25 protein-coding genes are annotated in these 26554 nt (G+C 70.6%); 21 read left to right on the top strand and 4 right to left on the bottom strand.

Going from position 1 to position 26554, the window contains the following annotated elements:
• Window positions 1-17: 17 nt before the first annotated feature.
• Window positions 18-2264 (top strand): RelA/SpoT family protein, encoded by a 2247-nt coding sequence (locus tag ACWD0Y_RS29600; protein ID WP_450263404.1) that lies wholly within the window; start codon window positions 18-20, stop codon window positions 2262-2264.
• 69 nt (window positions 2265-2333) lie between these two features.
• Here ACWD0Y_RS29600 and ACWD0Y_RS29605 read toward each other — a convergent pair whose 3' ends face one another.
• Both ACWD0Y_RS29605 and ACWD0Y_RS29610 read right to left on the bottom strand, forming a co-directional pair.
• Window positions 2334-3563, bottom strand: coding sequence for a DUF349 domain-containing protein (locus tag ACWD0Y_RS29605; protein ID WP_450263385.1), 1230 nt, complete (start codon window positions 3561-3563; stop codon window positions 2334-2336).
• Window positions 3564-3706: 143 nt separating this feature from the next.
• Window positions 3707-4519, bottom strand: coding sequence for a peptidylprolyl isomerase (locus ACWD0Y_RS29610; RefSeq protein WP_450263386.1), 813 nt, complete (start codon window positions 4517-4519; stop codon window positions 3707-3709).
• A gap of 161 nt (window positions 4520-4680) precedes the next feature.
• Between ACWD0Y_RS29610 and ACWD0Y_RS29615 the strand changes: the two genes are divergently transcribed.
• From ACWD0Y_RS29615 to ACWD0Y_RS29630, 4 genes are all read left to right on the top strand, one after another.
• The gene (locus tag ACWD0Y_RS29615) at window positions 4681-5370 is read left to right on the top strand and encodes an MBL fold metallo-hydrolase (RefSeq protein ID WP_450263387.1); all 690 of its coding nucleotides are present in this window, start codon (window positions 4681-4683) and stop codon (window positions 5368-5370) included.
• Window positions 5371-5383: 13 nt separating this feature from the next.
• Window positions 5384-6646, top strand: a complete 1263-nt coding sequence (gene hisS / locus ACWD0Y_RS29620; RefSeq protein ID WP_093801849.1) for a histidine--tRNA ligase — start codon at window positions 5384-5386, stop codon at window positions 6644-6646.
• Between the two features lie 373 nt (window positions 6647-7019).
• Window positions 7020-7655: a vitamin K epoxide reductase family protein gene (locus ACWD0Y_RS29625; protein WP_450263388.1), complete on the top strand. Its 636-nt coding sequence runs from the start codon at window positions 7020-7022 to the stop codon at window positions 7653-7655.
• 39 nt (window positions 7656-7694) lie between these two features.
• Window positions 7695-9065, top strand: a complete 1371-nt coding sequence (locus tag ACWD0Y_RS29630; protein WP_450263389.1) for a replication-associated recombination protein A — start codon at window positions 7695-7697, stop codon at window positions 9063-9065.
• A 30-nt stretch (window positions 9066-9095) separates the two neighbouring features.
• Here the strand turns inward: ACWD0Y_RS29630 and ACWD0Y_RS29635 are convergent, their stop codons facing one another.
• Entirely contained in the window at window positions 9096-9782 is a 687-nt protein-coding gene (locus ACWD0Y_RS29635) for a DUF2470 domain-containing protein (RefSeq protein WP_450263390.1), read from the bottom strand.
• Window positions 9783-9967: 185 nt separating this feature from the next.
• On the opposite strand from ACWD0Y_RS29635, the gene rpsD reads away from it, so the two are divergent.
• Window positions 9968-10582 (top strand): 30S ribosomal protein S4, encoded by a 615-nt coding sequence (gene rpsD, locus ACWD0Y_RS29640; protein ID WP_028814090.1) that lies wholly within the window; start codon window positions 9968-9970, stop codon window positions 10580-10582.
• 27 nt (window positions 10583-10609) lie between these two features.
• On the opposite strand, the gene ACWD0Y_RS29645 is transcribed toward rpsD, so the two are convergent.
• Complete coding sequence (locus ACWD0Y_RS29645; RefSeq protein WP_450263391.1) at window positions 10610-12817, bottom strand: ATP-binding protein; 2208 nt, start codon at window positions 12815-12817, stop codon at window positions 10610-10612.
• A gap of 147 nt (window positions 12818-12964) precedes the next feature.
• Between ACWD0Y_RS29645 and ACWD0Y_RS29650 the strand changes: the two genes are divergently transcribed.
• The 15 genes from ACWD0Y_RS29650 to nusB all read left to right on the top strand — a co-directional run bounded on the left by ACWD0Y_RS29650 (window position 12965) and on the right by nusB (window position 26427).
• Window positions 12965-13399 (top strand): DUF948 domain-containing protein, encoded by a 435-nt coding sequence (locus ACWD0Y_RS29650; protein WP_450263392.1) that lies wholly within the window; start codon window positions 12965-12967, stop codon window positions 13397-13399.
• 7 nt (window positions 13400-13406) lie between these two features.
• Window positions 13407-13718 (top strand): DUF6167 family protein, encoded by a 312-nt coding sequence (locus ACWD0Y_RS29655; RefSeq protein ID WP_450263393.1) that lies wholly within the window; start codon window positions 13407-13409, stop codon window positions 13716-13718.
• Entirely contained in the window at window positions 13718-16387 is a 2670-nt protein-coding gene (gene alaS / locus ACWD0Y_RS29660; protein ID WP_450263394.1) for an alanine--tRNA ligase, read from the top strand. Before ACWD0Y_RS29655 ends, alaS begins: the two co-directional genes overlap by 1 nt.
• A complete protein-coding gene (gene ruvX / locus ACWD0Y_RS29665; protein ID WP_450263395.1) occupies window positions 16387-16851 on the top strand; it encodes a Holliday junction resolvase RuvX in 465 nt (154 codons plus the stop codon). Before alaS ends, ruvX begins: the two co-directional genes overlap by 1 nt.
• Window positions 16852-16977: 126 nt before the next feature.
• Window positions 16978-18654: an endolytic transglycosylase MltG gene (gene mltG / locus ACWD0Y_RS29670; RefSeq protein WP_450263396.1), complete on the top strand. Its 1677-nt coding sequence runs from the start codon at window positions 16978-16980 to the stop codon at window positions 18652-18654.
• Window positions 18651-19478 (top strand): shikimate dehydrogenase, encoded by an 828-nt coding sequence (locus ACWD0Y_RS29675; RefSeq protein WP_450263397.1) that lies wholly within the window; start codon window positions 18651-18653, stop codon window positions 19476-19478. The genes mltG and ACWD0Y_RS29675 overlap by 4 nt, the downstream gene beginning before the upstream one ends.
• Window positions 19479-19533: 55 nt before the next feature.
• Window positions 19534-19722 carry a hypothetical protein gene (locus ACWD0Y_RS29680; RefSeq protein WP_450263398.1) on the top strand — a complete coding sequence of 63 codons (189 nt, stop codon included), beginning with the start codon at window positions 19534-19536 and terminating at the stop codon, window positions 19720-19722.
• A gap of 128 nt (window positions 19723-19850) precedes the next feature.
• Complete coding sequence (aroC, locus tag ACWD0Y_RS29685) at window positions 19851-21035, top strand: chorismate synthase (protein WP_450263399.1); 1185 nt, start codon at window positions 19851-19853, stop codon at window positions 21033-21035.
• Window positions 21036-21073: 38 nt separating this feature from the next.
• Window positions 21074-21556, top strand: coding sequence for a shikimate kinase (locus ACWD0Y_RS29690; RefSeq protein ID WP_093803683.1), 483 nt, complete (start codon window positions 21074-21076; stop codon window positions 21554-21556).
• Window positions 21553-22647, top strand: coding sequence for a 3-dehydroquinate synthase (aroB, locus tag ACWD0Y_RS29695; protein WP_450263400.1), 1095 nt, complete (start codon window positions 21553-21555; stop codon window positions 22645-22647). Before ACWD0Y_RS29690 ends, aroB begins: the two co-directional genes overlap by 4 nt.
• Window positions 22644-23084 carry a type II 3-dehydroquinate dehydratase gene (aroQ, locus tag ACWD0Y_RS29700; RefSeq protein ID WP_450263401.1) on the top strand — a complete coding sequence of 147 codons (441 nt, stop codon included), beginning with the start codon at window positions 22644-22646 and terminating at the stop codon, window positions 23082-23084. Before aroB ends, aroQ begins: the two co-directional genes overlap by 4 nt.
• A gap of 130 nt (window positions 23085-23214) precedes the next feature.
• A complete protein-coding gene (locus ACWD0Y_RS29705; protein ID WP_450263402.1) occupies window positions 23215-24111 on the top strand; it encodes a Pro-rich N-terminal domain-containing protein in 897 nt (298 codons plus the stop codon).
• Between the two features lie 140 nt (window positions 24112-24251).
• Window positions 24252-25358, top strand: a complete 1107-nt coding sequence (locus ACWD0Y_RS29710; RefSeq protein WP_450263403.1) for an aminopeptidase P family protein — start codon at window positions 24252-24254, stop codon at window positions 25356-25358.
• Between the two features lie 71 nt (window positions 25359-25429).
• A complete protein-coding gene (gene efp, locus ACWD0Y_RS29715) occupies window positions 25430-25996 on the top strand; it encodes an elongation factor P (RefSeq protein WP_093801865.1) in 567 nt (188 codons plus the stop codon).
• Window positions 25997-25998: 2 nt separating this feature from the next.
• Complete coding sequence (gene nusB / locus ACWD0Y_RS29720; RefSeq protein ID WP_093801866.1) at window positions 25999-26427, top strand: transcription antitermination factor NusB; 429 nt, start codon at window positions 25999-26001, stop codon at window positions 26425-26427.
• The last annotated feature ends 127 nt before the right edge of the window (window positions 26428-26554 follow it).

Below are 26554 nucleotides of genomic sequence, written 5' to 3' on the forward strand. Positions count from 1 at the left end.
CGCACGGCTACGACACCCTGCCGCTGCTGGCCCGGCCCGGCTCCGTCATCCCGTTCGGCATAGTGCGCAGCAACGACCCGAAGATCGAGACGTCGACGCTGCGCCAGATCGAGCGCGCCTACCAGGTCGCCGAGCGCTGGCACCGCGGCCAGAAGCGCAAGAGCGGCGACCCGTACATCACGCACCCGCTCGCGGTGACGACGATCCTCGCCGAGCTCGGCATGGACCCGGCCACCCTGATGGCCGGGCTGCTGCACGACACCGTCGAGGACACCGAGTACGGCCTGGACACCCTGCGCCGCGACTTCGGCGACCAGGTCGCCCTGCTCGTCGACGGCGTCACCAAGCTCGACAAGGTCAAGTTCGGCGAGGCCGCGCAGGCCGAGACCGTACGCAAGATGGTCGTCGCCATGGCCAAGGACCCGCGCGTCCTGGTCATCAAGCTCGCCGACCGCCTGCACAACATGCGCACCATGCGCTACCTCAAGCGGGAGAAGCAGGAGAAGAAGGCCCGCGAGACGCTCGAGATCTACGCGCCCCTGGCACACCGCCTGGGCATGAACACCATCAAGTGGGAGCTGGAGGACCTCGCCTTCGCGATCCTCTACCCCAAGATGTACGACGAGATCGTGCGGCTCGTCGCCGAGCGCGCGCCCAAGCGCGACGAGTACCTCGCCATAGTGACCGACGAGGTCCAGTCCGATCTGCGCGCCGCCCGCATCAAGGCCACCGTCACCGGCCGGCCGAAGCACTACTACAGCGTCTACCAGAAGATGATCGTCCGCGGCCGTGACTTCGCGGAGATCTACGACCTGGTGGGCATCCGCGTCCTCGTCGACACGGTCCGCGACTGCTACGCCGCCCTCGGCACCGTCCACGCGCGATGGAACCCGGTCCCCGGCCGGTTCAAGGACTACATCGCGATGCCGAAGTTCAACATGTACCAGTCGCTGCACACGACGGTCATCGGCCCCAGCGGCAAGCCGGTCGAGCTCCAGATCCGTACGTTCGACATGCACCGCCGCGCCGAGTACGGCATCGCCGCGCACTGGAAGTACAAGCAGGAAGCCGTCGCCGGCGCGTCGAAGGTCCGCACCGACGTCCCCAAGAACACCGGGCGCGGCCAGGACACCGTCAACGACATGGCGTGGCTGCGCCAGCTCCTGGACTGGCAGAAGGAGACCGAGGACCCCAGCGAGTTCCTGGAGTCCCTGCGCTTCGACCTGTCCCGCAACGAGGTCTTCGTCTTCACGCCCAAGGGCGACGTCATAGCGCTGCCGGCCGGCGCCACACCCGTCGACTTCGCGTACGCCGTCCACACGGAGGTCGGCCACCGGACCATAGGAGCGCGGGTCAACGGGCGGCTCGTACCGCTCGAATCGACCCTCGACAACGGCGACCTGGTGGAGGTGTTCACCTCCAAGGCGGCCGGCGCGGGCCCGTCCCGGGACTGGCTCGGCTTCGTCAAGTCGCCGCGCGCCCGCAACAAGATCCGCGCCTGGTTCTCCAAGGAGCGCCGCGACGAGGCCATAGAGCAGGGCAAAGACGCCATCGCGCGGGCCATGCGCAAGCAGAACCTGCCGATCCAGCGCATCCTCACCGGCGACTCGCTCGTCACGCTCGCGCACGAGATGCGCTACAGCGACATCTCCTCGCTGTACGCCGCGATCGGCGAGGGCCACGTCACCGCGCAGAGCATCGTCCAGAAGCTCGTACAGGCCCTGGGCGGCGAAGAGGCCGCCACCGAGGACATCGCCGAGAGCTCGCCGCCCTCACGCGGGCGCGGCCAGCGGCGCTCGAACGCCGACCCCGGCGTCGTGGTCAAGGGCGTCGACGACGTGTGGGTCAAACTGGCCCGCTGCTGTACGCCCGTACCCGGCGACCCCATCATCGGGTTCGTCACCCGCGGCAGCGGCGTATCGGTCCACCGTGCCGACTGCGTCAACATCGAGTCGCTGTCGAAGGAGCCGGAGCGCATCCTCGACGTCGAGTGGGCCCCGACCCAGTCCTCGGTCTTCCTGGTCGCCATCCAGGTCGAGGCACTGGACCGGTCCCGGCTGCTCTCGGACGTCACCCGCGTCCTGTCCGACCAGCACGTCAACATCCTCTCGGCGGCGGTCCAGACCTCCCGCGACCGGGTGGCCACCTCGCGCTTCACCTTCGAGATGGGCGACCCGAAGCACCTCGGGCACGTTCTGAAGGCGGTGCGCGGCGTGGAGGGCGTGTACGACGTCTACCGCGTCACCTCGGCCCGCCGGCCGTAACACCGTACGGGTGAGGGCCCCGGTACGGATCTCCGTACCGGGGCCCTCACCCGTAAGCAGCTCCGGCTCTCAGCCGCCGAACTCCTCCAGGCCCTTCATCGCCTGGTCGAGCAGCGCCTGCCGGCCTTCGAGCTCGCGGGCGAGCTTGTCGGCCCTGGCGTTGTTGCCCGCCGCACGCGCAGCGTCGATCTGCGAACGCAGCTTGTCGACGGCGTCCTGGAGCTGGCCCGTCAGACCCGCGGCGCGGGCGCGCGCCTCAGGGTTCGTACGACGCCACTCGTTCTCCTCGGTCTCCTGAAGAGCCCGCTCCACCGCGTGCATCCGCCCCTCGACCTTCGGGCGGGCGTCGCGCGGCACATGGCCGATGGCCTCCCAGCGCTCGTTGAGGGAGCGGAACGCGGCCCGGGCCGCCTTCAGGTCCTTCACCGGCACCAGCTTCTCGGCCTCGGCCGCGAGCTCCTCCTTGAGCTTGAGGTTCTCGGCCTGCTCCGCGTCGCGCTCCGCGAAGACCGCGCTGCGCGCCGCGAAGAAGACGTCCTGGGCGCCGCGGAAGCGGTTCCACAGACCGTCCTCGACCTCGCGCTGGGCGCGGCCCGCGGCCTTCCACTCGGCCATCAGGTCGCGGTAGCGGGCGGCCGTCGCGGCCCAGTCGGTGGAGCCCGACAGGCTCTCGGCCTCCGCCGCCAGCTTCTCCTTGGTCTTGCGGGCCTCCTCGCGCTGGGCGTCCAGCGAGGCGAAGTGGGCCTTGCGCCGCTTGGAGAACGCCGAGCGGGCGTGCGAGAAGCGGTGCCACAGCTCGTCGTCGGACTTCCGGTCGAGCCTCGGCAGGCCCTTCCAGATGTCCACGAGCGCCCGCAGCCGCTCACCGGCCGCCCGCCACTGCTCGCTCTGGGCCAGCTCCTCGGCCTCGACGACCAGCGCCTCCTTGGCGTGCTTCGCCTCGTCGGTCTGCTTGGCCTTCTCGGCCCTGCGCTCCTCACGGCGCGACTCGACCGTCGCCACCAGCGCGTCGAGACGCTTGCTCAGCGCGTCGAGGTCACCGACCGCATGGTGCTCGTCGACCTGCTTGCGCAGGTGGTCGATGGCGGTCTGGGCGTCCTTGGCCGACAGGTCGGTGGTCTTCACCCGCCGCTCGAGGAGGCCGATCTCGACAACCAGGCCCTCGTACTTGCGCTCGAAGTAGGCCAGGGCCTCCTCGGGAGAGCCCGCCTGCCAGGATCCGACGACCTTCTCGCCGTCGGCCGTACGCACGTACACGGTGCCGGTCTCGTCGACACGGCCCCACGGGTCGCTGCTCACAGCGCCTCCTCCACATGACGCCTGCGAGGGGCTGCTCGCCCCCGGGCATCGTCCACAGTTTCTTTCGCGGGGCGACAGACGCCCTGCACACCGCCAACATAGGCGAACGGCAGGGCGGCTGTCCGCATCCCGCACTCCCGGATTTACTTGGTGACGGTCGCCTTGTCGATGACGACGGTGGCATTCGGCGCCCCGTCGCCCTGCCCGCTCGCCTCACCCGCGCCGGCGATCTTCTTCAGCACGTCCATGCCGCCCTCGATGGTCCCGAACGGCGTGTAGTTGGGGGGCAACTTGCTGTCCTGGTAGACGAGGAAGAACTGGCTGCCGCCCGTGCCCGGACCCGCGTTGGCCATCGCGACCGTGCCCGCCGGGTAGACGCCGCCCTTGAGCTTCGGGTCCTTCAGGTTCTCGTCCGGCAGCTTGTAGCCGGGCGTACCGGAACCCTGCGCGGTCGGGTCGCCGCACTGCAGGACATAGATGCCGCCGGTCGTCAGCCGGTGGCACTTCGTGTGGTCGAAGTAGCCCTTCCCGGCGAGGAAGTTGAACGAGTTCACCGTGCGCGGGGCCTTCGCCGCGTCCAGGCCGAGCGTGATGTCGCCGCAGGTGGTCCGCAGCTTCATCGTGTACGACGCGGACTTGTCGACGGTGAGCGCCGGCTCCTTCTTGTACGAGAGCTTCTTGATCGCCCCCGGGGCGGGCTTCGCGCAGGGGTCGGGAGCCTTCTTCGACGGCGTGGCACTGGGCGCCGCGTCGGCAACGGTGGCGTCCTTGGCGTCGTCGCCGCCCAGAGCGCCCGTGGCGTACGCCACCGCTCCTCCCGCGAGCACCACGGCGAGCGCCGAGGCGATCACGGCGTTGCGACGGCGGGACTTGCGCCGGGCCTCGGCGCGGCGCTGCTGCTGCCGTTCGTACTTCTCCCGGGCGAGCTGGCGCCGCCGCTGATCGTTGCTGACCACCGGTGTTCTCCTCGTGCGTCTCGTCTGTCACTGCTGTCCGGCCGAGCCGAGCTTGCCCGTACCGTATATGGGTTCGCTGTGGGATGAGCGGCCCCGGTAGGCTCTGATCTGCTGCAATTGCGCACAGCAATCTCCCGCCGGACGACATATTGAGGACGATCGTGCTTATTGCCGGGTTCCCCGCCGGGGCCTGGGGGACCAACTGTTACCTGGTCGCCCCCGCCGCGGGCGAGGAGTGCGTGATCATCGACCCGGGCCACCAGGCCGCCGCAGGCGTCGAGGAAGCCCTCGCGAAGCATCGGCTCAAGCCCGTCGCCGTCGTTCTCACCCACGGCCACATCGACCACGTCGCCTCGGTCGTCCCGGTGTGCGGAGCGCACGACGTACCGGCGTGGATCCACCCCGCCGACCGGTACATGATGAGCGACCCCGAGAAGGCGCTCGGACGCTCGATCGGCATGCCGCTGATGGGCGAGCTGACCGTGGGCGAGCCCGACGACGTCAAGGAGCTGGCCGACGGCGCGGAGCTGAAGCTCGCCGGTCTCGACTTCACCGTCTCGCACGCGCCCGGCCATACCAAGGGGTCGGTGACCTTCAGGATGCCCGAGCAGGCCGACATACCGTCGGTCTTCTTCTCGGGCGACCTGCTGTTCGCTGGCTCCGTCGGACGCACCGACCTGCCCGGCGGCGACCACGCCGAGCTGCTCGAGTCGCTGGCCCGCGTGTGCCTGCCGCTCGACGACTCGACCGTGGTGCTGTCCGGCCACGGCTCCCAGACGACCATCGGCCGCGAGCGCGCCACCAACCCGTACCTGAACGGTCTGGCCGCCGCTCCCCGACGAGGAATGTGACGAGACAAGCCCCATGAGCACCTTCAAGGCCCCCAAGGGCACGTACGACCTGATCCCGCCGGACTCCGCGAAGTTCCTGGCGGTGCGCGAGGCGATCTCCGCGCCGCTGCGGGGCTCCGGGTACGGCTACATCGAGACGCCCGGCTTTGAGGACGTGGCCCTCTTCTCGCGCGGCGTCGGTGAGTCCACCGACATCGTCTCCAAGGAGATGTACGCGTTCGAGACCAAGGGCGGCGACAAGCTGGCGCTGCGCCCGGAGGGCACCGCGTCCGTCCTGCGCGCGGCCCTGGAAGCCAACCTGCACAAGAGCGGCAACCTCCCCGTCAAGCTCTGGTACTCCGGCTCGTACTACCGCTACGAGCGCCCGCAGAAGGGCCGCTACCGCCACTTCTCGCAGGTCGGCGCCGAGGCGATCGGCGCCGAGGACCCGGCACTGGACGCCGAACTGATCATCCTGGCGGACCAGGCGTACCGCTCACTGGGCCTGTCGCAGTTCCGCATCCTGCTGAACTCGCTGGGCGACAAGGAGTGCCGGCCCGTCTACCGGGAGGCCCTCCAGGGCTTCCTGCGCGGCCTCGACCTCGACGAGGACACGCGGCGCCGCATCGACATCAACCCGCTGCGGGTCCTGGACGACAAGCGGGACGACGTACAGAAGCAGCTGGTGGGCGCGCCGATGCTGCGCGACTACCTGTGCGACGCGTGCAAGGCGTACCACGAGCAGGTCCGCGAGCTGCTGAACGCGGCGGGCGTCGCCTACGAGGACGACGAGAAGCTGGTGCGCGGCCTCGACTACTACACCCGCACCACCTTCGAGTTCGTCCACGACGGCCTCGGCTCGCAGTCCGCGGTGGGCGGCGGCGGCCGCTACGACGGCCTGTCCGAGATGATCGGCGGCCCCGCGCTGCCGTCCGTCGGCTGGGCGCTCGGCGTGGACCGCACGGTGCTGGCGCTGGAGGCGGAGGGCGTCGAGCTCGACCTGCCCGCCACCACCAGCGTGTACGCGGTGCCGCTCGGCGAGGAGGCGCGCCGCGTCCTCTTCGGTACGGTCACCGAGCTGCGCAGGGCGGGGGTCGCGGCCGACTTCGCGTACGGCGGCAAGGGCCTCAAGGGCGCCATGAAGAACGCCAACCGCTCGGGCGCCCGCTACACGATCGTCGCCGGCGAACGGGATCTGGCCGACGGCCAGGCCCAGTTGAAGGACATGGAGACCGGCGAGCAGGTGGCGGTCGCCCTGGACGCGCTCACGGCGGAGATCCAGCGCCGCCTGGCCTGACCTGTGGCACACACCTGACACACGCACGGGCCCGGCCGTCCACCAGGGCGGCCGGGCCCTGTCGTGTCCGGTCCCACCGGCCGAAGCGGCGGTACGCCGGCGCTTCCGTCCGCCCCGTCCGCTCGCACGCCTGCACGGGTGGTCAACTTCGTGGGGGCGGATTCGTCCTGCCGAACGGTGCCGGTTCTGGACGGGCCGGCGCCCGGAATCGTTGCTCCACCCCGGTCACGGCCCTGCCGCGGCGGGCGCGGGAGCGTGGTGGTGGGTCCCTCCTTATGTCCGTCGAACGGTGGCCACGGGTGGCAGTGCGGCAGAATGGCCCTCCCGGCAGGTCACTCAGCCCACTCGGCTGACTCAGCGACGGAACGGCGATATGACGACTGCAGCGGTGGACGACCGCACTTCCAACGGCGTGCAGGAGGGCCAGAAGGGCACGACCGGCAGCGGTCGCCCCTTCGCCCTGCTGCTGGTGATCACGGGTCTGGCCGGGCTGCTGGCCTCGTGGGTCATCACGATCGACAAGTTCAAGCTGCTCGAGGACCCGAACTTCACACCGGGCTGCAGCCTCAACCCCGTTGTCGCGTGCGGCAACATCATGAAGAGCGAGCAGGCGGCGGCTTTCGGGTTCCCCAACCCGATGCTCGGCCTCGCCACTTACGCGGTGGTCGTCTGCGTCGGCATGGGCCTGCTGGCCGGCGCGCGCTACCGCCGCTGGTTCTGGCTCGGCCTGAACGCGGGAACCCTCTTCGGCGTCGGCTTCTGCACCTGGCTCCAGTACCAGTCGCTGTACAACATCAACTCGCTCTGCCTGTGGTGCTGTCTGGCCTGGGTCGCCACCATCGTGATGTTCTGCTACGTCACGACCCACAACATCAAGCACCGCATCATCCCGGCCCCCGGCGGCCTGCGCAGCGGTCTCGTCGAGTTCCACTGGGTGCCGCCGGTCCTGTGGATCGGGATCATCGGGATGCTGATCCTGACCCGCTGGTGGGACTTCTGGACCAGCTGAGCCGTCGGCGTTGTCAGTGGGCTGGCATAGGCTTCACGCGTGGAGCCCGACCTGTTCACCGCAGCCGCGGAAGACCGCCAGCTCAAGGATCCGTCCAGCAGCCCCCTGGCCGTACGGATGCGTCCGCGCACCCTCGACGAGGTCGTCGGCCAGCAGCATCTGCTGAAGCCGGGGGCCCCGTTGCGCCGGCTGGTCGGGGAAGGCAGCGGCGGTCCCGCCGGTCCCTCCTCGGTGATCCTGTGGGGCCCGCCCGGCATCGGGAAGACCACTCTGGCGTACGTCGTCAGCCTCGCCACCCAGAAGCGCTTCGTCGAACTCTCCGCCATCACCGCCGGCGTCAAGGAAGTGCGGGCCGTCATCGACGGCGCCCGCCGCGCCTCCGGGGGGTACGGCAAGGAGACCGTCCTCTTCCTCGACGAGATCCACCGCTTCAGCAAGGCCCAGCAGGACTCGCTGCTGCCCGCCGTCGAGAACCGCTGGGTCACGCTCATCGCGGCGACGACCGAGAACCCGTACTTCTCGGTCATCTCCCCCCTGCTCTCCCGCTCCCTCCTGCTCACGCTGGAATCGCTCACCGACGACGATCTGCGCGCCCTGCTCCACCGGGCCCTCACCGAGGAGCGCGGTCTCGGCGGCGCCCTCACGCTCTCCGGGGACGCCGAGGCGCACCTGCTGCGGATCGCGGGCGGTGACGCCCGGCGCGCCCTGACCGCGCTCGAAGCGGCGGCGGGCGCGGCGATCTCCAAGGGCGAGGAGGAGATCACTCTCGAAACGGTCGAGGAGACGGTCGACCGGGCGGCGGTGAAGTACGACCGCGACGGTGACCAGCACTACGACGTGGCGAGCGCCCTCATCAAGTCCATCCGGGGCTCCGACGTGGACGCCGCTCTGCACTACCTGGCCCGCATGATCGAGGCGGGGGAGGACCCCCGGTTCATCGCGCGGCGGCTGATGATCTCGGCCAGCGAGGACATCGGCCTCGCCGATCCGACCGCCCTGCCGACGGCCGTCGCCGCCGCCCAGGCCGTGGCGATGATCGGCTTCCCGGAAGCCGCCCTCACCCTCAGCCACGCCACGATCGCGCTGGCCCTCGCGCCCAAGTCCAACGCCGCGACGAACGCGATCTTCGCCGCCCAGGCCGACGTACGGAAGGGGCTGGCCGGCCCGGTCCCCGCGCATCTGCGCGACGGCCACTACAAGGGCGCGGCCAAGCTCGGCCACGCGCAGGGCTATGTGTATCCGCACGACGTACCGGGCGCGATCGCCGCCCAGCAGTACGCCCCGGACGCCGTGCACGGCCGGCATTACTACGAACCCACGCGCTACGGAGCGGAAGCCCGTTACGCCGACGTCGTCGAGAAGGTGCGCGGCCGGCTGCGCGGCGACGGCCCGTCCGAAGCACGTCCCTGACCCGCCGGCCCGCGCGGGCCGGCGACCGCCTCAGTGCGCGGCCGCCTCGAAGAGCTGGTGCATGGCACGGCGCAGCCCGACGATGTCGCGCACCGGTTCGCGGAAGTCGAACCGCGCGTCGAAGACGCGTCCTGTGGCGCCGCCGCTGAAACGCACCCGCAGCCCGAACCGGTCCATCGCCACGGGCACCGCACTGGTCCCGGCGGCGCGGTCGCCCGCAAGACCGCACAGCTGCCGCACCTGGTCGCTGTGGGCCGCGTGCAGATGCTGGAGCAGCTCCGCCTCGTGCTCGACGAGCGGATCCGCAGCCGCCGCCGCGAACGCCTCGGCCTCGACCATCCCCGTCCCCCACAGGTCGTCCACGCGCGCCTCGCCGACCTCGAGCCGCAGCAGCATCCGCCCCGGCCCGGCCACCCCGCGTACGCAGGTGAGCCAGCCGGAGACCCAGGCACGGCCGCGGATCCGGTTGGGCACCGAGACCGGTGCGACATCGGTGATCTCCAGCACCACGGCCAGCTCGTCGTCCTGTGCGTGCGTGGCGGCCCGTACGACCGGGGAATCCGCGGGGAAGACCAGCAGCACTTCACCGTCGGGCCCCACGCTCCGCTCCTGCGGCACCAGCTGGTCGGGGCGGGCCACCACGGGACCCGGGAGAAGCACTACCGCGGAGCAGGTACTCTGTACGAGAGTTCGTGTGCGCTCGGCTGCTGACGGCATCCGCGCGATTTCAAGTCCGCTGGGACGCGGCTGACCACGATCTGATCGGACCTCCGTCGCGTCGACACTTCTGATGTCGGCCTTCTTTGTGTTGTCCGTGACGTGACTGGTGTTCCCTGGACGAGACATGCGATCTCCTTGAGTAAGGTGAGCCTAACCTAACCTACAACGGAGGTCTGGAGAACGTGCCTAACCAGTCGCGTCCCAAGGTCAAGAAGTCCCGTGCGCTCGGCATTGCGCTGACGCCGAAGGCTGTCAAGTACTTCGAGGCCCGCCCCTACCCGCCGGGCGAGCACGGCCGTGGACGCAAGCAGAACTCGGACTACAAGGTCCGTCTGCTCGAGAAGCAGCGTCTGCGCGCCCAGTACGACATCAGCGAGAAGCAGATGGCCCGCGCCTACGACCGCGCCAAGAAGGCCGAAGGCAAGACCGGCGAGGCCCTGGTCATCGAGCTCGAGCGCCGCCTCGACGCCCTCATCCTTCGTTCGGGCATCGCCCGCACGATCTACCAGGCCCGTCAGATGGTCGTGCACGGCCACATCGAGGTCAACGGTGGCAAGGTCGACAAGCCGTCGTTCCGCGTCCGTCCCGACGACGTCGTGATGGTCCGCGAGCGCAGCCGCGAGAAGCACCCCTTCCAGGTTGCCCGCGAGGGTGGCTACGACACCGACGGTGAGACGCCGCGCTACCTCCAGGTGAACCTGAAGGCCCTGGCCTTCCGCCTGGACCGCGACCCGAACCGCAAGGAAATCCCGGTCATCTGCGACGAGCAGCTCGTCGTCGAGTACTACGCCCGCTGATCCAGCGGCCGTAGTCGGGCACGTGCCTCAGCCCGCCGCCTCCTCGTTCCGTACGGAACGGGAGACGGCGGGCTCGCGCGTGTGCGGGGCGCTGATCCCGGGCGCGGACGCCCCGCGCGGCCGGGGCGGGACGGCCGGTGCCGGACGGGCCGGCCCTTCGAGCGCCCTGGCCACCACCGCGTCCAGGCCGAGCGAGGCGCCCTGGCACCGGAACTTCTCGTACGGGCCGTCGCCCAGGCGCTCGCGCGCCTTCTCCTCGCACAGCGCGTGCGGCATGTTGTAGTACGCCGAACCGAACAGCGGCAGCCCCACCGACGGCCAGATCCGCCCGGCCGCCCCCTGGAGCACCGCCGCCTCCGCCGGGTCGCCCTCGTCCAGGGTGACCAGCGCCAGCAGCTCCAGGGCGAGCACCACGCCCAGCAGGTCGTTGAACGTGTGGTTGATGGCCAGGCACTCCGCCAGCAGCTCCCGGGCCCGGTCCGGCCGGCCGTGCGTATGCGCCGCATAGGCCAGGACGTACAGCGCGTACGCGAGGGCCCAGCGCTCCCCGTGGTCCTCGCAGACCGTGGCGACCTCCTCGCAGATCGCGACGGCCTGGGCCAGGTCGCCGCGGAAGGCCACCGCCATCGCCAGCTCGACCTGGGCCATCAGCACATTGCTGTTGAGCTCGCCGATCTCCTCGTACCGCGAGAGGGCGTCGCGCAGCAGCTCTTCCGCCCGCCGCATGTCGTCGGAGACCAGCGCGAGACAGCCCGACCGGTGCACGGCGTACGCCGCCGCGACGGGGTTCGCGCTGAGTTCGGCGCTCTCGCGGCACTCCTGCAGGGCGGCGAGCGCCCCGATCGCGTCGCCCTGGAGCACGGCCACGTAACCGAGCACCCACAGCGCCTTCAGCCGGTGCGGCTCGTGCCTGCTCTCCGCCTCCAGAGCGTGGTCCAGCCAGTGCCGCCCCTCCGACAGGCGTCCGCAGCCGGCCCAGTAGAACCAGAGCGTGCCCGCCAGGTACTGGCCCAGATGCACGTCCTGCGGGTGCTCCAGCGAGTACTCCATCGCCCTGCGCAGATTGGGCAGTTCGCTGTCGACGCGCGCCGCCACCTCGGCCTGCCGGGGGCTGAACCACTCCAGCTCGCACCAGGTCGCGAGCCCCAGGTACCAGTCGCGGTGCCTGCGGCACACGCGCTCCGCGTCGCCCATGGCCGCCAGCCAGTCGACGCCGTACTCCCTGACGGTGTCCAGCATCCGGTAGCGGACCCCCGACGCGGTGTCCTCGCGGACCACGACGGACTGCGTGATCAGATCGGTGAGCACATCGAGAACACCGAGGGCGCTGAGGGTACTGTCCCCCGGGAGTTCCGGGCCGCCGCAGACGTACTCGGCCGCCTCCAGGTCGAACTGCCCCGCGAACACCGAAAGCCGTGCCCACAGCAGCCGCTGCTCCGGCGTGCAGAGTTCGTGGCTCCAGCCGATCGCGGTACGCAACGTCTGGTGGCGGGGGAGGGTGCCCCGGGTGGACCCGGTCAGCAGCCGGAAGCGGTCGTCGAGCCGGTCGAGCAGCTGCTCGACGGAGAGTGCCTTCAGCCGCCCGGCCGCCAGTTCCAGGGCGAGCGGAAGCCCGTCCAGGCGACGGCACAGCTCGTGCACGGTGTCGCGGTTGGCGTCCGTCAGACGGAAGCCGGGCTGCCCCGCGGCGGCCCGGTCGGTGAAGAGCCGGACCGCTTCCGGGCCGGGCATCGGCGGGAGGGGGAAGGTCTGTTCGCCGTCGACGCACAGCGGCAGCCGTCCGGCGGCCAGCACGGTCAGCCCGGGCGCGCGCCGGAGCAGCTCCCTGACCAGCCCGGCGGTGGCGTCGACGAGATGCTCGAAACCGTCGAGCACGAGCAGCAGCCGGCGTTCCGCGAGATGCTCCACCAGCACACTGCGCGGCGGCTTGCTGGTCTGGTCGGTCAGTCCCAGTGCCTCGACGACCGCGTGCTCCAGCAGGCCGGGATCGGCGAGCGCGGACAGCTCGGCGAGCCACGCCCCGTCGCAGTACCGTTCCTGCACATCGTTCGCAGCACGCAGCGCGAACCGTGTCTTGCCGACGCCCCCGACCCCGGTCACGGTGATCAGCCGGGCGTCCTCCAGCAGGCGGCCGAGCTCTGCCAGCTCCTCGCGCCGCCCGACGAACGGATTCAGCTCCGCCGGAAGGCTGCCGTGCGCAGGTGCGTGGGGGAAGGAACGGGGAGTGCGTCGCATAGAACACGGAGCGTACCGATCTGTAAGCACTCCGTACAATCACCCTGCGTACTCCCGCCCCCCGCGCCCGGAATGCGGTACGGACCCGGAGCCCCGGCGCGATAGGCTCACAGAACGACTTTTCTCACGTACAGGGAGCGGTGCAAAGTGTCCGGTGGAGAGGTGGCCGGCATCCTGGTGGCCGTCTTCTGGGCGATCCTGGTCTCCTTCCTCGCCGTGGTGCTGGTGAGGCTGGCCCAGACCCTCAGGGCGACGACCAAGCTGGTGGCGGACGTGACCGAGCAGGCGGTCCCGCTGCTGGCGGACGCCTCCGCGACCGTCCGGTCCGCACAGACCCAGCTGGAGCGGGTCGACGCCATCGCGACCGACGTCCAGGAAGTCACCTCCAACGCGTCCGCGCTCTCGACGACCGTCGCGTCCACCTTCGGCGGCCCGCTCGTCAAGGTCGCCGCCTTCGGGTACGGCGTACGCCGGGCGCTCGGCCGCGGCAAGGACGTTCCGGCGGCGGAGCAGCCGTCGCGTCGCACTGTGATCGTCGGCCGGACCGTGCCGTCCGCCCGGCGCAGGAAGCGGAAGGGCTGAAGCCGCAATGTTCCGCCGTACGTTCTGGTTCACCGCGGGCGCCGCAGCCGGTGTGTGGGCCACCACCAAGGTCAACCGCAAGCTCAAGCAGCTGACGCCCGAGAGCCTCGCCGCGCAGGCCGCCGACAAGGCGGTCGAAGCAGGCCACCGGCTCAAGGACTTCGCGCTCGACGTCAAGGCGGGGATGGCGCAGCGCGAGGCCGAACTCGGCGAAGCCCTCGGCCTCGACCCGCAGAACGACCCCGCAGCTCTCGAAAACCGGCGCTTCGCCGCTCTCGACCACACCAAGCATTCGTACAACCGGAATGAGGACCACTGATGGAGTCGGCTGAAATCCGCCGCCGCTGGCTGCGCTTCTTCGAGGAGCGCGGACACAACGTCGTGCCTTCGGCGTCGCTCATCGCGGACGACCCGACCCTGCTGCTGGTCCCCGCGGGCATGGTGCCCTTCAAGCCGTACTTCCTCGGCGAGGTCAAGCCGCCCGCCCCGCGCGTCACCAGCGTGCAGAAATGCGTGCGTACGCCGGACATCGAAGAGGTCGGCAAGACCACCCGCCACGGCACGTTCTTCCAGATGTGCGGCAACTTCTCGTTCGGCGACTACTTCAAGGAAGGCGCCATCTCCTACGCCTGGGAGCTGCTCACCAGCTCCGTGGCGGACGGCGGCTTCGGCCTCGACCCCGAGCGTCTGTGGATCACGGTCTACCTCGACGACGACGAGGCCGAGCAGATCTGGCGCGACAAGATCGGCGTACCGGCCGAGCGCATCCAGCGCCTGGGCAAGAAGGACAACTTCTGGTCCATGGGCGTGCCCGGACCGTGCGGCCCGTGCTCCGAGATCAACTACGACCGTGGCCCGGCCTTCGGCGTCGAGGGCGGCCCCGCCGTCAACGACGAGCGGTACGTGGAGATCTGGAACCTGGTCTTCATGCAGTACGAGCGGGGCGCCGGCGACGGCAAGGAGGACTTCCCGATCCTCGGCGACCTGCCGTCGAAGAACATCGACACCGGTCTCGGTCTCGAACGCCTGGCGATGATCCTCCAGGACGTCCAGAACCTCTACGAGATCGACACCTCGATGGTCGTCATCGACAAGGCCACCGAGCTGACCGGTGTCCGGTACGGCGCCGACCACGCCTCGGACGTCTCGCTGCGCGTGGTCACGGACCACATGCGTACGTCGGTGATGCTCATCGGCGACGGCGTCACTCCCGGCAACGAGGGCCGCGGCTATGTGCTGCGCCGCATCATGCGCCGCGCCATCCGCAACATGCGCCTCCTGGGCGCCACCGGCCCCGTCGTCGCCGAGCTCGTCGACACCGTGATCAATTCGATGGGCCAGCAGTACCCGGAGCTCCTGACCGAGCGGAAGCGCATCGAGACCGTCGCCCTCGCCGAGGAAGCCGCCTTCACGAAGGCCCTCAAGGGCGGCACGAACATCCTCGACACGGCGGTTTCGGAAACCAAGGCCGCCGGCGGCAAGGTCCTGCCCGGCGACAAGGCGTTCCTGCTCCACGACACCTGGGGCTTCCCGATCGACCTCACCCTGGAGATGGCCGCCGAACAGGGCCTGTCCGTGGACGAGGACGGCTTCCGCCGCCTCATGAAGGAGCAGCGGGACCGGGCCAAGGCCGACGCGAAGGCCAAGAAGACCGGCCACGCCGACGTCTCCGCCTACCGCGAGGTCGCCGACAACTCCGGCACCACCGAGTTCACCGGCTACACCCATACCGAGGGCGAGTCGACCATCGTCGGCCTGCTCGTCGACGGTCTGCCCTCCCCGGCCGCCACCGAGGGCGACGAGGTCGAGGTCATCCTCGACCGCACGCCGTTCTACGCCGAGGGCGGCGGCCAGCAGGCCGACACCGGCCGCATCAAGCTGGACACGGGCGCCGTCATCCAGGTGCGCGACGTACAGCAGCCGGTCCCGGGCGTCTCCGTCCACAAGGGCTCGGTCCAGGTCGGCGAGGTGACCGTGGGCGCCTCCGCCTACGCCGCCATCGACCTGAAGCGCCGGCGTGCCATCGCCCGGGCCCACAGCGCCACGCACCTCACGCACCAGGCGCTGCGCGACGCGCTCGGCCCGACCGCCGCCCAGGCCGGTTCGGAGAACGCGCCGGGCCGCTTCCGTTTCGACTTCGGCTCGCCGAACGCCGTACCCGGCACGGTCCTCACCGACGTCGAGCACAAGATCAACGACGTGCTGGCCCGTGAACTCGACGTCCAGGCCGAGGTCATGTCCATCGACGAGGCCAAGAAGCAGGGCGCCATCGCGGAGTTCGGCGAGAAGTACGGCGAGCGGGTGCGCGTCGTGACCATCGGCGACTTCTCCAAGGAGCTGTGCGGCGGTACGCACGTCCACAACACCGCCCAGCTGGGTCTGGTGAAGCTGCTCGGCGAGTCGTCGATCGGCTCGGGCGTGCGGCGCATCGAGGCCCTGGTCGGCGTGGACGCGTACAACTTCCTGGCCCGTGAGCACACGGTCGTCGCCCAGCTCCAGGAGCTGGTCAAGGGCCGTCCCGAGGAGCTGCCGGAGAAGATCTCCGGGATGCTCGCCAAGCTCAAGGACGCCGAGAAGGAGATCGAGAAGTTCCGCGCGGAGAAGGTCCTCCAGGCCGCCGCCGGTCTCGCCTCCGGTGCCAAGGACGTGCGCGGCGTCGCCGTCGTCACCGGCCAGGTGCCCGACGGTACGTCGGCCGACGACCTGCGCAGGCTCGTCCTGGACGTACGCGGCCGTATCCCGGCCGACCGCCCGACGGTCGTGGCCCTCTTCACCACCGCCAACGGCCGCCCGCTGACGGTCATCGCCACCAACGAGGCCGCCCGCGAGCGCGGTCTCAAGGCCGGCGAGCTGGTCCGTACGGCCGCCAAGACCCTCGGCGGCGGCGGTGGCGGGAAGCCGGACGTCGCCCAGGGCGGCGGCCAGAACCCGGAGGCCATCGGCGACGCCGTGGCCGCCGTCGAGCGCGCCGTCGGCGAGAGCGCCTGATGCGACGCGGCCGCCGCCTCGCGATCGACGTCGGGGACGCCCGGATCGGGGTCGCCTCGTGCGACCCCGACGGGGTCCTCGCCACGCCGGTGGAGACCGTGCCGGGACGTGACGTCCCGGCCGCCCACCGGCGGTTGAAGCAGCTCGTCGAGGAGTACGAACCGATCGAGATCGTGGTCGGCCTCCCTCGCTCCCTCAGCGGGGGCGAGGGCCCGGCGGCGGTCAAGGTCCGCGCCTTCGTCCAGGAGCTCGCTCGCTCCGTCGCACCCGTTCCGGTACGACTGGTGGACGAGAGGATGACCACAGTGACGGCCAGCCAGGGCCTGCGCGCTTCGGGCGTGAAGTCCAAGAAGGGCCGGTCTGTGATCGACCAGGCGGCGGCTATTGTCATTCTTCAGAACGCTCTTGAGGCCGAACGGGTCTCAGGCAATCCCCCGGGCGAGGGCGTCGAAGTGGTTGTCTGATCGCGATACGGTAACGTTCCGCGCGATGCGGCGGTGTTCGAACAGCTGCCGCACAAAGAAGAGGCGGAACGGTTGCCGCGCCCCAGCGCGAAGCAGCCGCCGCCTCGCGGCACACTATGGGGTTTGATGACTGAGTATGGCCGGGGCGCAGGCCACGAACCGTGGCATCCCGAGGACCCGTTGTACGGGGACCAGGGGTGGGCAGGACAGCAGGCCGCACATGGCCAGGGTCCGTACGGCGACCAGGCGCAGCCGCAGCACTACCAGCAGCAGCCGCAACCACCGCAGCAGCCGTACTACGACGGCCGGCCGTACCAGCCCCAGCCCCAGCCCCAGCAGCCCGGATACCCGGAGCAGGAGCACTACGGCAATGACGGCGGCTGGGACACGGGCGGACACCAGCAGCAGGAGCCGGTGCCGTACGGCATGAACCCGGCGGCCGACCCCTACACCGGCCAGCAGCCCGGCTACGGCAGCGGCGGGAGCCCCGACTACTACGCCGCACCGGACGCGTACCCCCCGCCGCAGCCCCCGGGCCGGCGCGGCCCCGAGCCGGAGCAGGCCCCCGAGTGGACCCCCGAGCCCGAGCCGGAAGCATCCGAGGAGCACCCCTTCTTCACGGGTGGCGACGCCGGTGACGACGACGAGCCCGACGAGCCACGTGAGTCCCGCCGTGGCCGGGGCGGCGACCGGCGCGGCGGAAAATCCAAAAAGAAGAAGAGCCGCAACGGCACGGCGTGTCTCATCGTCGCGGTGGTCCTGGTCGGCGGCGTGGGCGGCATCGGTTACTTCGGCTACCAGTTCTGGCAGGACCAGTTCGGCGCGCCCGAAGACTATGCGGGGAAGGGGTCCGGTTCCACTCAGGTGGAGATCCCCCAGGGCGCCGGCGGTTACGAAATCGGCAGCCTCCTGGAAAAGGCCGGAGTGGTCAAGAGCCAGGGCGCCTTCGTCGCCGCTCAGGACAGGAATCCGCAGGGCAAGAACATCCAGGCGGGGGTGTACACCCTCAACAAGAAGATGTCCGCGGACAATGCCGTCTCGGAAATGCTCAAGCCGAGCAGCCGCAATGCCCTGATCATCCCCGAGGGCAAGCGCAACGCCTGGGTCTACGAGCAGATCGACAAGCGCCTGGAAGTGAAGCCCGGTACCACCAAGGCCGCTGCGGAGGCGGAGGTTGAGGACCTCGGTCTGCCGGACTGGGCGACCGACCACCCGGACGTCAAGGACCCGCTGGAAGGCTTTCTGTTCCCCGCGAGTTATCCGGTCGCGAAGGGTGCGAAGCCCGAGGACGTACTCAAGAAGATGGTCGCCCGGGCCAACGCGGAGTACGGCAAGCAGGACATCGAAGGCGCCGCGGGCAAGCTTGGTCTGAAATCCCCGATGGAACTGATCACGGTGGCCAGCCTTGTCCAGGTCGAAGGCAAGTACAAGCATGACTTCGACAAGGTGGCGAGGGTCGTCTTCAACCGTCTCAAGCCGAACAACACCGAGACGGTCGGCCGGCTCGAGTTCGACTCCACGATCAATTACCTCAAGGCCGACAGCAAGCTCGAAATCGGCCCCGTCGACGATCTGCGGAAGATCGACGACCCGTACAACACCTACGGCATCAAGGGCCTGCCGCCCGGTCCGATCAGCAACCCGGGTGCCGATGCTCTGCATTCGGCGATCAACCCGAAGCCCGGACCTTGGTACTACTTCGTGTCTGTCACGGCGGACAAGACCCTCTTTGCGGTCACCAACGCCGAGCACGAGCAGAACCGGCGTGAGTACGAGGAAGAGCTGAGGAAATCCGGACAGTGAGCACACTCCGACGCGCGGCGGTCCTCGGCTCGCCCATCGCGCACTCCCTCTCGCCCGTCCTGCACCGGGCCGCGTACGAAGAGCTGGGCCTGACCCACTGGTCGTACGACCGCTTCGAAGTGGACGAGGCCGCCCTCCCCGGCTTCTTCGCGGAGCTCGGCCCGTCCTGGGCCGGGCTGTCCCTGACCATGCCGCTCAAGCGGGCCGTCATGCCGCTGCTCGACGAGGTGAGCGAGACGGCGGCCTCCGTGGAGGCGGTGAACACCGTCGTCTTCGCGGAGGACGGCCGGCGCCTCGGTGACAACACCGACATCCCGGGCATGATCGCCGCCCTGCGCGAGCGCGGCGTCGAGAAGGTCGACTCCGCCGCCGTCCTCGGCGCGGGAGCCACCGCCTCGTCCGCGCTCGCCGCCCTCTCCCGCCTGTGCGCGGGCCCGGTCACCGCGTACGTCCGCAGCTCCGCCCGCGCCGACGAGATGCGGCAGTGGGGCGAACGGCTCGGAGTCGACGTACGCGTCGCCGACTGGGCGGAGGCGGCGCGGGCGTTCGACGCACCGCTCGTCGTCGCCACGACCCCGGCCGGCACCACCGACGCCCTCGCGCAGGCCGTCCCCGACCGTCCCGGCACCCTCTTCGACGTCCTGTACGACCCCTGGCCGACCGCACTCGCCGCCGCCTGGTCGGCGCGCGGCGGCGCGGTCGTCGGCGGCCTCGACCTGCTCGTACACCAGGCCGTGCTCCAAGTGGAGCAGATGACGGGCTGCGCCACCGCGCCGCTCGCCGTGATGCGGGCCGCCGGGGAACGGGCGCTCGCCGCCCATTAGGACCTGCGGAGAATCGCGGGTCACAACAGACAGGCCACACAGGAAGCGCTCGATCATGAGCATGACGATGGAGCAGGCCCTGGCAGCGCCGGACCTGCTGAAACTGGCGCTGCACTTCCTGCCGGACTGGCTGCGCACAGCCCTCGGCGCGGCCGTTCTGCTCCTGCTGCTCGTGGTCGGCGCCCGCAGGATGTGGCGCGCCGCGGCGGTTCGCAGGCTCAGGTCGCGGCGTCCCGCACACTGAGAAGGCCGTCCGTCTGCTGGACCGGGGGCCGGTCGAGTGCCCGGTCGTGGGAGGATCGGGGGTGGCGGGCCAGGGTCGCGCACCCGGTCGCGCCGTTGCAGTTCCAGGCGCGAGCATGAGGAGCACCGTTGAGCAGGTTGCGCTGGCTGACCGCGGGAGAATCCCACGGCCCCGCACTCGTCGCGACGCTGGAGGGCCTTCCCTCCGGTGTCCCCCTCACCACGGAGATGGTGGCGGACGCGCTGGCCCGGCGGCGGCTCGGCTATGGGCGCGGCGCGCGCATGAAGTTCGAGCAGGACGAGGTCACCTTCCTCGGCGGCGTACGGCACGGGCTGACCATGGGCGGCCCCGTCGCGATCATGGTGGGCAACACCGAGTGGCCCAAGTGGGAGAAGGTCATGTCGGCCGATCCGGTCGACCCCGAGGAGCTGGCCAAGCTCGCGCGCAACGCGCCGCTGACCCGTCCCCGTCCCGGCCACGCCGACCTCGCCGGCATGCAGAAGTACGCGCTGGACGAGGCCCGGCCCGTCCTGGAGCGTGCGAGCGCCCGGGAGACCGCCGCCCGCGTCGCGCTGGGCACCGTCGCCCGGTCGTACCTGAAGCAGACCACCGGTGTCGAGATCGTGTCGCACGTGGTGGAGCTGGCCGCGGCCAAGGCGCCGTACGGCGTGCTGCCCGTGCCCGCCGACGAGGCGAAGCTCGACGAGGACCCCGTGCGCTGCCTGGACGCGGACGCGTCGAAGGCGATGGTGGCCGAGATCGACCAGGCCCACAAGGACGGCGACACGCTGGGTGGCGTGGTCGAGGTGCTGGCGTACAACGTGCCCGTCGGGCTCGGGTCGTTCGTGCACTGGGACCGTCGCCTCGATGCCCGGCTGGCCGCCGCGCTGATGGGCATTCAGGCCATCAAGGGCGTCGAGGTCGGCGACGGCTTCGACCTCGCGCGCGTACCCGGTTCCAAGGCGCACGACGAGATCGTGCCGACCGCCGAGGGCGTACGCCGCACCTCCGGGCGCGCCGGCGGTACCGAGGGCGGCATGTCCACCGGTGAACTGCTGCGCGTACGGGCCGCCATGAAGCCCATCGCCACCGTGCCGCGCGCGCTCGCCACCATCGACACCGCCACCGGTGAGGTCGCGGCCGCGCACCACCAGCGCTCCGACGTGTGCGCCGTGCCCGCCGCCGGGATCGTGGCCGAGGCCATGGTCGCGCTGGTCCTCGCGGACGCCGTCGCGGAGAAGTTCGGCGGCGACAGCGTCGGCGAGACCCGGCGCAACGTGCAGAGCTACCTCGACAACCTGGTCGTCCGGTGACCGAGGCAGGCGGCCCCCTGGTCGTGCTCGTCGGGCCCATGGGGGTCGGCAAGTCCACCGTCGGCGAGATCCTCGCCGAGCGGCTGAACGTGCCGTACCGGGACACGGACGCCGACATCGTCGAGGCCGAGGGCCGGCCGATCGCCGAGATCTTCGTCGACGAGGGCGAGGCGCACTTCCGTGAGCTGGAGCGGCAGGCCGTACGGACCGCCCTCGCCGAGCACCCGGGCGTCCTCGCGCTCGGCGGCGGGGCGGTCATGGACGACGGCACCCGGGCGGCCCTGGCAGGGCGGCCCGTCGTCTACCTCTCCATGAACGTCACCGAGGCGATCAAGCGCGTCGGGCTGAACACCGCGCGCCCGCTGCTGGCCGTCAACCCGCGCCAGCAGTGGAAGCAGCTGATGGAAGCACGCCGTCACCTGTACGCCGAGGTGGCCGACGCGGTCGTCGAGACCGACGACCGCACCCCCGAAGAGGTCGCCCAGGCGGTCCTCGACGCACTCGAATTGAAGGAAGCATGACGGAGCAGGCAGTCACCCGTATCCAGATCGGCGGCAGTGAGGGCGCGGAGCCCTACGAGGTGCTGGTCGGCCGGCAGCTGCTCGGTGAGCTCCCCGGGCTGATCGGCGACCGGGCCCAGCGCGTCGCCGTCCTGCACCCCGAAGCACTCGCCGGCACCGGCGACGCGATCCGTGAGGATCTCGCGAGCCAGGGCTACGAGGCCATCGCGATCCAGCTGCCGAACGCCGAGGAGTCCAAGACCGTCGAGGTGGCGGCGTACTGCTGGAAGGCGCTCGGGCAGACCAGCTTCACGCGCACCGACGTGATCGTCGGGGTCGGCGGCGGCGCCACCACCGACGTGGCCGGATTCGTCGCGGCCACCTGGCTGCGCGGGGTGCGCTGGATCGCCGTACCGACGACCGTGCTCGGCATGGTCGACGCGGCCGTGGGCGGCAAGACGGGCATCAACACCGCCGAGGGCAAGAACCTCGTCGGCGCCTTCCACCCGCCGGCCGGGGTGCTGTGCGACCTGGCCGCGCTGGACTCGCTGCCGGTCAACGACTACATCAGCGGCCTCGCCGAGATCATCAAGGCGGGCTTCATCGCCGACCCGGCGATCCTCGACCTGATCGAGGAGGACCCGGCGGCGGCCCGCACGCCCGAGGGGCCGCACACCGCCGAGCTGATCGAGCGCGCGATCCGGGTCAAGGCCGACGTCGTGTCGAGCGACCTGAAGGAATCCGGTCTGCGCGAGATCCTGAACTACGGTCACACGCTGGCGCACGCCATCGAGAAGAACGAGCGCTACAACTGGCGCCACGGGGCCGCCGTCTCCATCGGCATGGTCTTCGCCGCCGAACTCGGCCGTCTCGCCGGCCGTCTGGACGACGCGACCGCCGACCGACACCGTACGGTGCTGGAATCGGTCGGGCTGCCGCTCGCCTACCGCGGCGACCAGTGGCCCAAGCTCCTGGAGAACATGAAGGTCGACAAGAAGTCGCGCGGCAACCTGCTGCGCTTCATCGTCCTCGACGGTCTCGCCAAGCCGACCGTGCTCGAAGGCCCGGACCCGGCGGTGCTGCTCGCCGCGTACGGCGAGGTGTCCAAGTGACGCGACGGGTCTACGTCCTCAACGGCCCCAACCTCGGCCGGCTCGGCTCGCGCGAGCCCGACGTGTACGGCGCGACGTCGTACGCCGGGCTCGTCGAGGAGTGCGGACGGCTCGGCAAGGAGCTCGGTTTCGACGTCGACGTACGCGAGACCAATGACGAGGGCGAGCTGATCCGCTGGCTCCACGAGGCCGCGGACGGGTCAATTCCGGTCGTCATCAACCCGGGAGCCTTCACGCACTACTCGTACGGAATGAGGGACGCGGCGGCCCAGCGCACCGCGCCGCTCATCGAGGTGCACATCTCGAACCCGTACACACGTGAGGAATTCCGGCACACCTCGGTGGTCGCCGCCGTCGCCAGCGGTACGATCGCGGGCTTCGGCATCGGCTCGTACCGGCTCGCCCTGCGGGCCCTGGCCGAGGAACTCGGCGACTGACAGGGCACTCTGGACCTGCCCCGGCCGTTCACACCAATGCGGCGGGGGCAGGTACCTTTCGGTAGGCCCGGGCCTGCCGAACCCGCCCTGGCCCAGTACGAGTCGCCTGTACGAGACGGAGTGGCACCGGATGCAGCACGCAGTGGGGGCTCCGCTGCCACCGCCCCACGGGCCCGGCGTCGGATGGACGCACGGCGCCCCGCACCCCGCGGGTCTCCCCGTCGGGCCACCGGCGTCCCAGGGGCCTCCGCAAGCCCCTGGGGCCCCCGGAACCGCCCCCGGCGGCCCGCAGGGCCACGGGCCCGGCCACGCGCCCGCCCATGCCCCGGCCCCCGGCTGGAGCGGCCCGGCCCCGCAGCACACGCCGGGGCCGCCGGCCCGGGACGTCACCGGACACATCCAGCTGCCGCCCGGCGGACCAGTCCCCGTCCCCGCGCCGCCGCCCGCCGCCGCGCCCACGGACACCGGGAGCACGACGCTGGCGGTGCTGCTCATCGGCCCCGCGGGCGCGGGCAAGACGACCGTCGCCAAGCACTGGGCCAGGCACCGCCGGGTGCCGACCGCGCACATCAGCCTCGACGACGTACGCGAATGGGTCTGCTCGGGATTCGCCGACCCGCAGTCCGGCTGGAACGACCAGTCCGAGGCCCAGTACCGCCTCGCCCGCCGCACCTGCGGCTTCGCCGCCCGCAACTTCCTGGCCAACGGCATCTCGTGCATCGTCGACGACGCCGTCTTCCCGGACCGTCCCGTCGTCGGGCTCGGCGGCTGGAAGCGCCACGTGGGGCCCGGGCTGCTGCCCGTGGTCATACTCCCCGGTCTGGAGATCGTGCTGGAGCGCAACGCCCAGCGCAGCGGCAACCGGCGCCTGTCGGACGAGGAGGTCGCCCGTATCCACGGCCGGATGGCCGGCTGGTACGGCTCGGGGCTGCCGATCATCGACAACTCGCAGTACGACGTGGAGACCACGGCCCGCGTACTGGACGAGGTGCTGGCCCGCTCCATAGCCAGCCCGCCGGCCTGGTAGGGGCGGCGCCGCGCGACGGCCGGACGGCCCCTCACGGCCGGTCCGCCGAACCGAACCGCCGGACCGGGCTTGCCGGGCCGCGCCGCCCGGTCGGACGCGCTGAAGCGGCCGGACGGCCGCTCCGCTCGTAGGCTCGGAACATGTCAGAGCTGTATGCGGCCCGCCGCGGCCGGCTGCGCGACCAGTGCGCCGCTGCCGGCCGCGGCGCCGCACTGGTCTCGCGCCCCGCCAATGTCCGCTATCTCGCTGGCGGGGCGCCGCCCGGCGCCGTGCTGCTGCTCGGGCCGGACGAGGACGTGCTGATCTGCCCCCGTACGCCGGTCGCCGACCCGGCGGACGGCCGCCCCGACGGACAGCTGCGGACCACGGTCCTGCCGGAGCCGGACGGCGACGCCGTCGTCACGGCGGCCGGCGTGGCCGCGGCGGCCGGCGCGGAGTCCCTGGCCGTCGAGGAGCACCATCTGACCGTCGCCAGGCACCGGGCGCTCGGCTCGGTCGCCCCGCGACTGCGCCTGGGCGACCTCGCCGGCGCGGTCGAGCAGCTGCGGATCGTCAAGGACGAGGAGGAGATCGCGTGCCTGCGGATCGCGGCCGAGATCACCGACCAGGCCCTCGGTGAGCTGCTCGAATCGATCCTGGTCGGCCGTACGGAGCGGCACCTCGCGCTGGAGCTCGAACGCCGTCTGGTCGACCACGGCGCGGACGGGTCCGCCTTCCCCACCTCGGTGGCCACCGGGCCGAACTCGGGCCTGCGCAGGCACCGGCCGTCGGACCGGCGGGTCGAGGAGGGTGATTTTCTCTCCGTCTGCCTCGGCGCCAACTACCGCGGCTACCGCTGTGAGATCGGCCGTACCTTCGTCATCGGCACGACGCCCGCCGACTGGCAGATCGAGCTGTACGACGTCGTATTCGCCGCTCAGCGGGCAGGCCGGGAGGCTCTCGTGCCGGGAGCCGAGTACCGCGAAGTCGACCGTGCGGCACGCCAGATACTGGCCGCGGCGGGCCACGGCGAGGCCGTCGCACCGCGGACCGGGCACGGTGTCGGGCTCGAAATAGAGGAGGACCCGCAGCTGGCACCTGGGACCATGGGTAAACTGGACGCTTGTGTGCCGGTCACCGTCGAACCGGGGGTCCACCTCCCGGGCCGGGGCGGTGTCCGGATCGATGACACGCTCGTCGTGCGCCCCGAGGCGGACGGCGGACCCGAGCTACTCACCATCACGACCAAGGAGCTGCTCGCGCTGTAGCCGTGAGCCGCAGCGCGACCCCCGAGGTCACCGCAGCCCCACCAGCCTTCAGTCCAGGAGATTCCGCAACCGTGGCTTCCACGAACGACCTCAAGAACGGCATGGTGCTCAAGCTCGACGGGGGCCAGCTCTGGTCCGTCGTCGAGTTCCAGCACGTCAAGCCCGGCAAGGGCCCTGCCTTCGTGCGCACCAAGCTCAAGAACGTGCTGTCCGGCAAGGTGGTCGACAAGACCTTCAACGCCGGCGTCAAGGTCGAGACGGCCACCATTGACCGGCGTGACATGCAGTTCTCGTACATGGACGGCGAGTACTTCGTCTTCATGGACATGGACACCTACGACCAGCTGATGGTCGACCGCAAGGCCGTCGGCGACGCCGCCAACTTCCTGGTCGAGGGCTTCACCGCCTCGGTCGCGCAGCACGAGGGCGAGGTGCTCTACGTCGAGCTCCCGGCCGCCGTCGAGCTCACCGTCCAGCACACCGACCCGGGTGTCCAGGGCGACCGCTCCACCGGTGGCACCAAGCCCGCCACGCTGGAGACCGGCCACGAGATCCAGGTCCCGCTCTTCATCACCACCGGTGAGAAGATCAAGGTCGACACCCGCACGAGCGATTACCTCGGCCGGGTGAACAGCTAACCGTGGCTGCCCGGAACACGGCGCGCAAGCGCGCCTTCCAGATCCTCTTCGAGGCCGACCAGCGCGGCGAGCCCGTGCAGACGGTCCTCGCGGACTGGATGCGGCACGCCAGGACCGACACCCGCCAGCCGCCGGTCAGCGAGTACACGATGCAGCTCGTCGAGGGGTACGCCGAACACGCGGACCGCATCGAGGACCTCATCGCGACGTACGCGGTCGACTGGGAGATCGACAGGATGCCGGTCGTCGACCGGAACCTCCTGCGGCTCGGCACGTACGAGCTGGTGTGGATGGACGAGACACCCGACGCGGTGGTGATCGACGAGGCGGTGCAACTCGCCAAGGAGTTCTCCACGGACGAGTCCCCGTCCTTCGTGAACGGCCTCCTCGGCCGCTTCAAGGACCTCAAGCCGAATCTGCGTCGCGGATAGGCTCGGGCTGGGATTTATTCAACGGCTGAAAGGGCCCGCGGCACGCTTTTGAGCGTGCAGCGGCTGGCGGGCGCGCGCGAGCGCTCACTGACCACCGGCGCGGAGCTGCCGGACGAGCCGTCCGTCG

This window comes from Streptomyces altiplanensis (assembly GCF_053591575.1).

Excerpts from the sequence above, each read along its gene's own strand:
- aroB (WP_450263400.1), top strand. The coding sequence starts at position 21,553 with ATGACGGAGCAGGCAGTCACCCGTATCCAGATCGGCGGCAGTGAGGGC.
- ACWD0Y_RS29625 (WP_450263388.1), top strand. The coding sequence starts at position 7,020 with ATGACGACTGCAGCGGTGGACGACCGCACTTCCAACGGCGTGCAGGAG.
- ACWD0Y_RS29635 (WP_450263390.1), bottom strand. The coding sequence starts at position 9,782 with ATGCCGTCAGCAGCCGAGCGCACACGAACTCTCGTACAGAGTACCTGC.
- ACWD0Y_RS29680 (WP_450263398.1), top strand. The coding sequence starts at position 19,534 with ATGAGCATGACGATGGAGCAGGCCCTGGCAGCGCCGGACCTGCTGAAA.
- hisS (WP_093801849.1), top strand. The coding sequence starts at position 5,384 with ATGAGCACCTTCAAGGCCCCCAAGGGCACGTACGACCTGATCCCGCCG.
- ACWD0Y_RS29710 (WP_450263403.1), top strand. The coding sequence starts at position 24,252 with ATGTCAGAGCTGTATGCGGCCCGCCGCGGCCGGCTGCGCGACCAGTGC.
- mltG (WP_450263396.1), top strand. The coding sequence starts at position 16,978 with ATGACTGAGTATGGCCGGGGCGCAGGCCACGAACCGTGGCATCCCGAG.
- ACWD0Y_RS29645 (WP_450263391.1), bottom strand. The coding sequence starts at position 12,817 with ATGCGACGCACTCCCCGTTCCTTCCCCCACGCACCTGCGCACGGCAGC.
- alaS (WP_450263394.1), top strand. The coding sequence starts at position 13,718 with ATGGAGTCGGCTGAAATCCGCCGCCGCTGGCTGCGCTTCTTCGAGGAG.
- ACWD0Y_RS29655 (WP_450263393.1), top strand. The coding sequence starts at position 13,407 with ATGTTCCGCCGTACGTTCTGGTTCACCGCGGGCGCCGCAGCCGGTGTG.
- ACWD0Y_RS29690 (WP_093803683.1), top strand. The coding sequence starts at position 21,074 with ATGGGGGTCGGCAAGTCCACCGTCGGCGAGATCCTCGCCGAGCGGCTG.
- ACWD0Y_RS29705 (WP_450263402.1), top strand. The coding sequence starts at position 23,215 with ATGCAGCACGCAGTGGGGGCTCCGCTGCCACCGCCCCACGGGCCCGGC.
- ruvX (WP_450263395.1), top strand. The coding sequence starts at position 16,387 with ATGCGACGCGGCCGCCGCCTCGCGATCGACGTCGGGGACGCCCGGATC.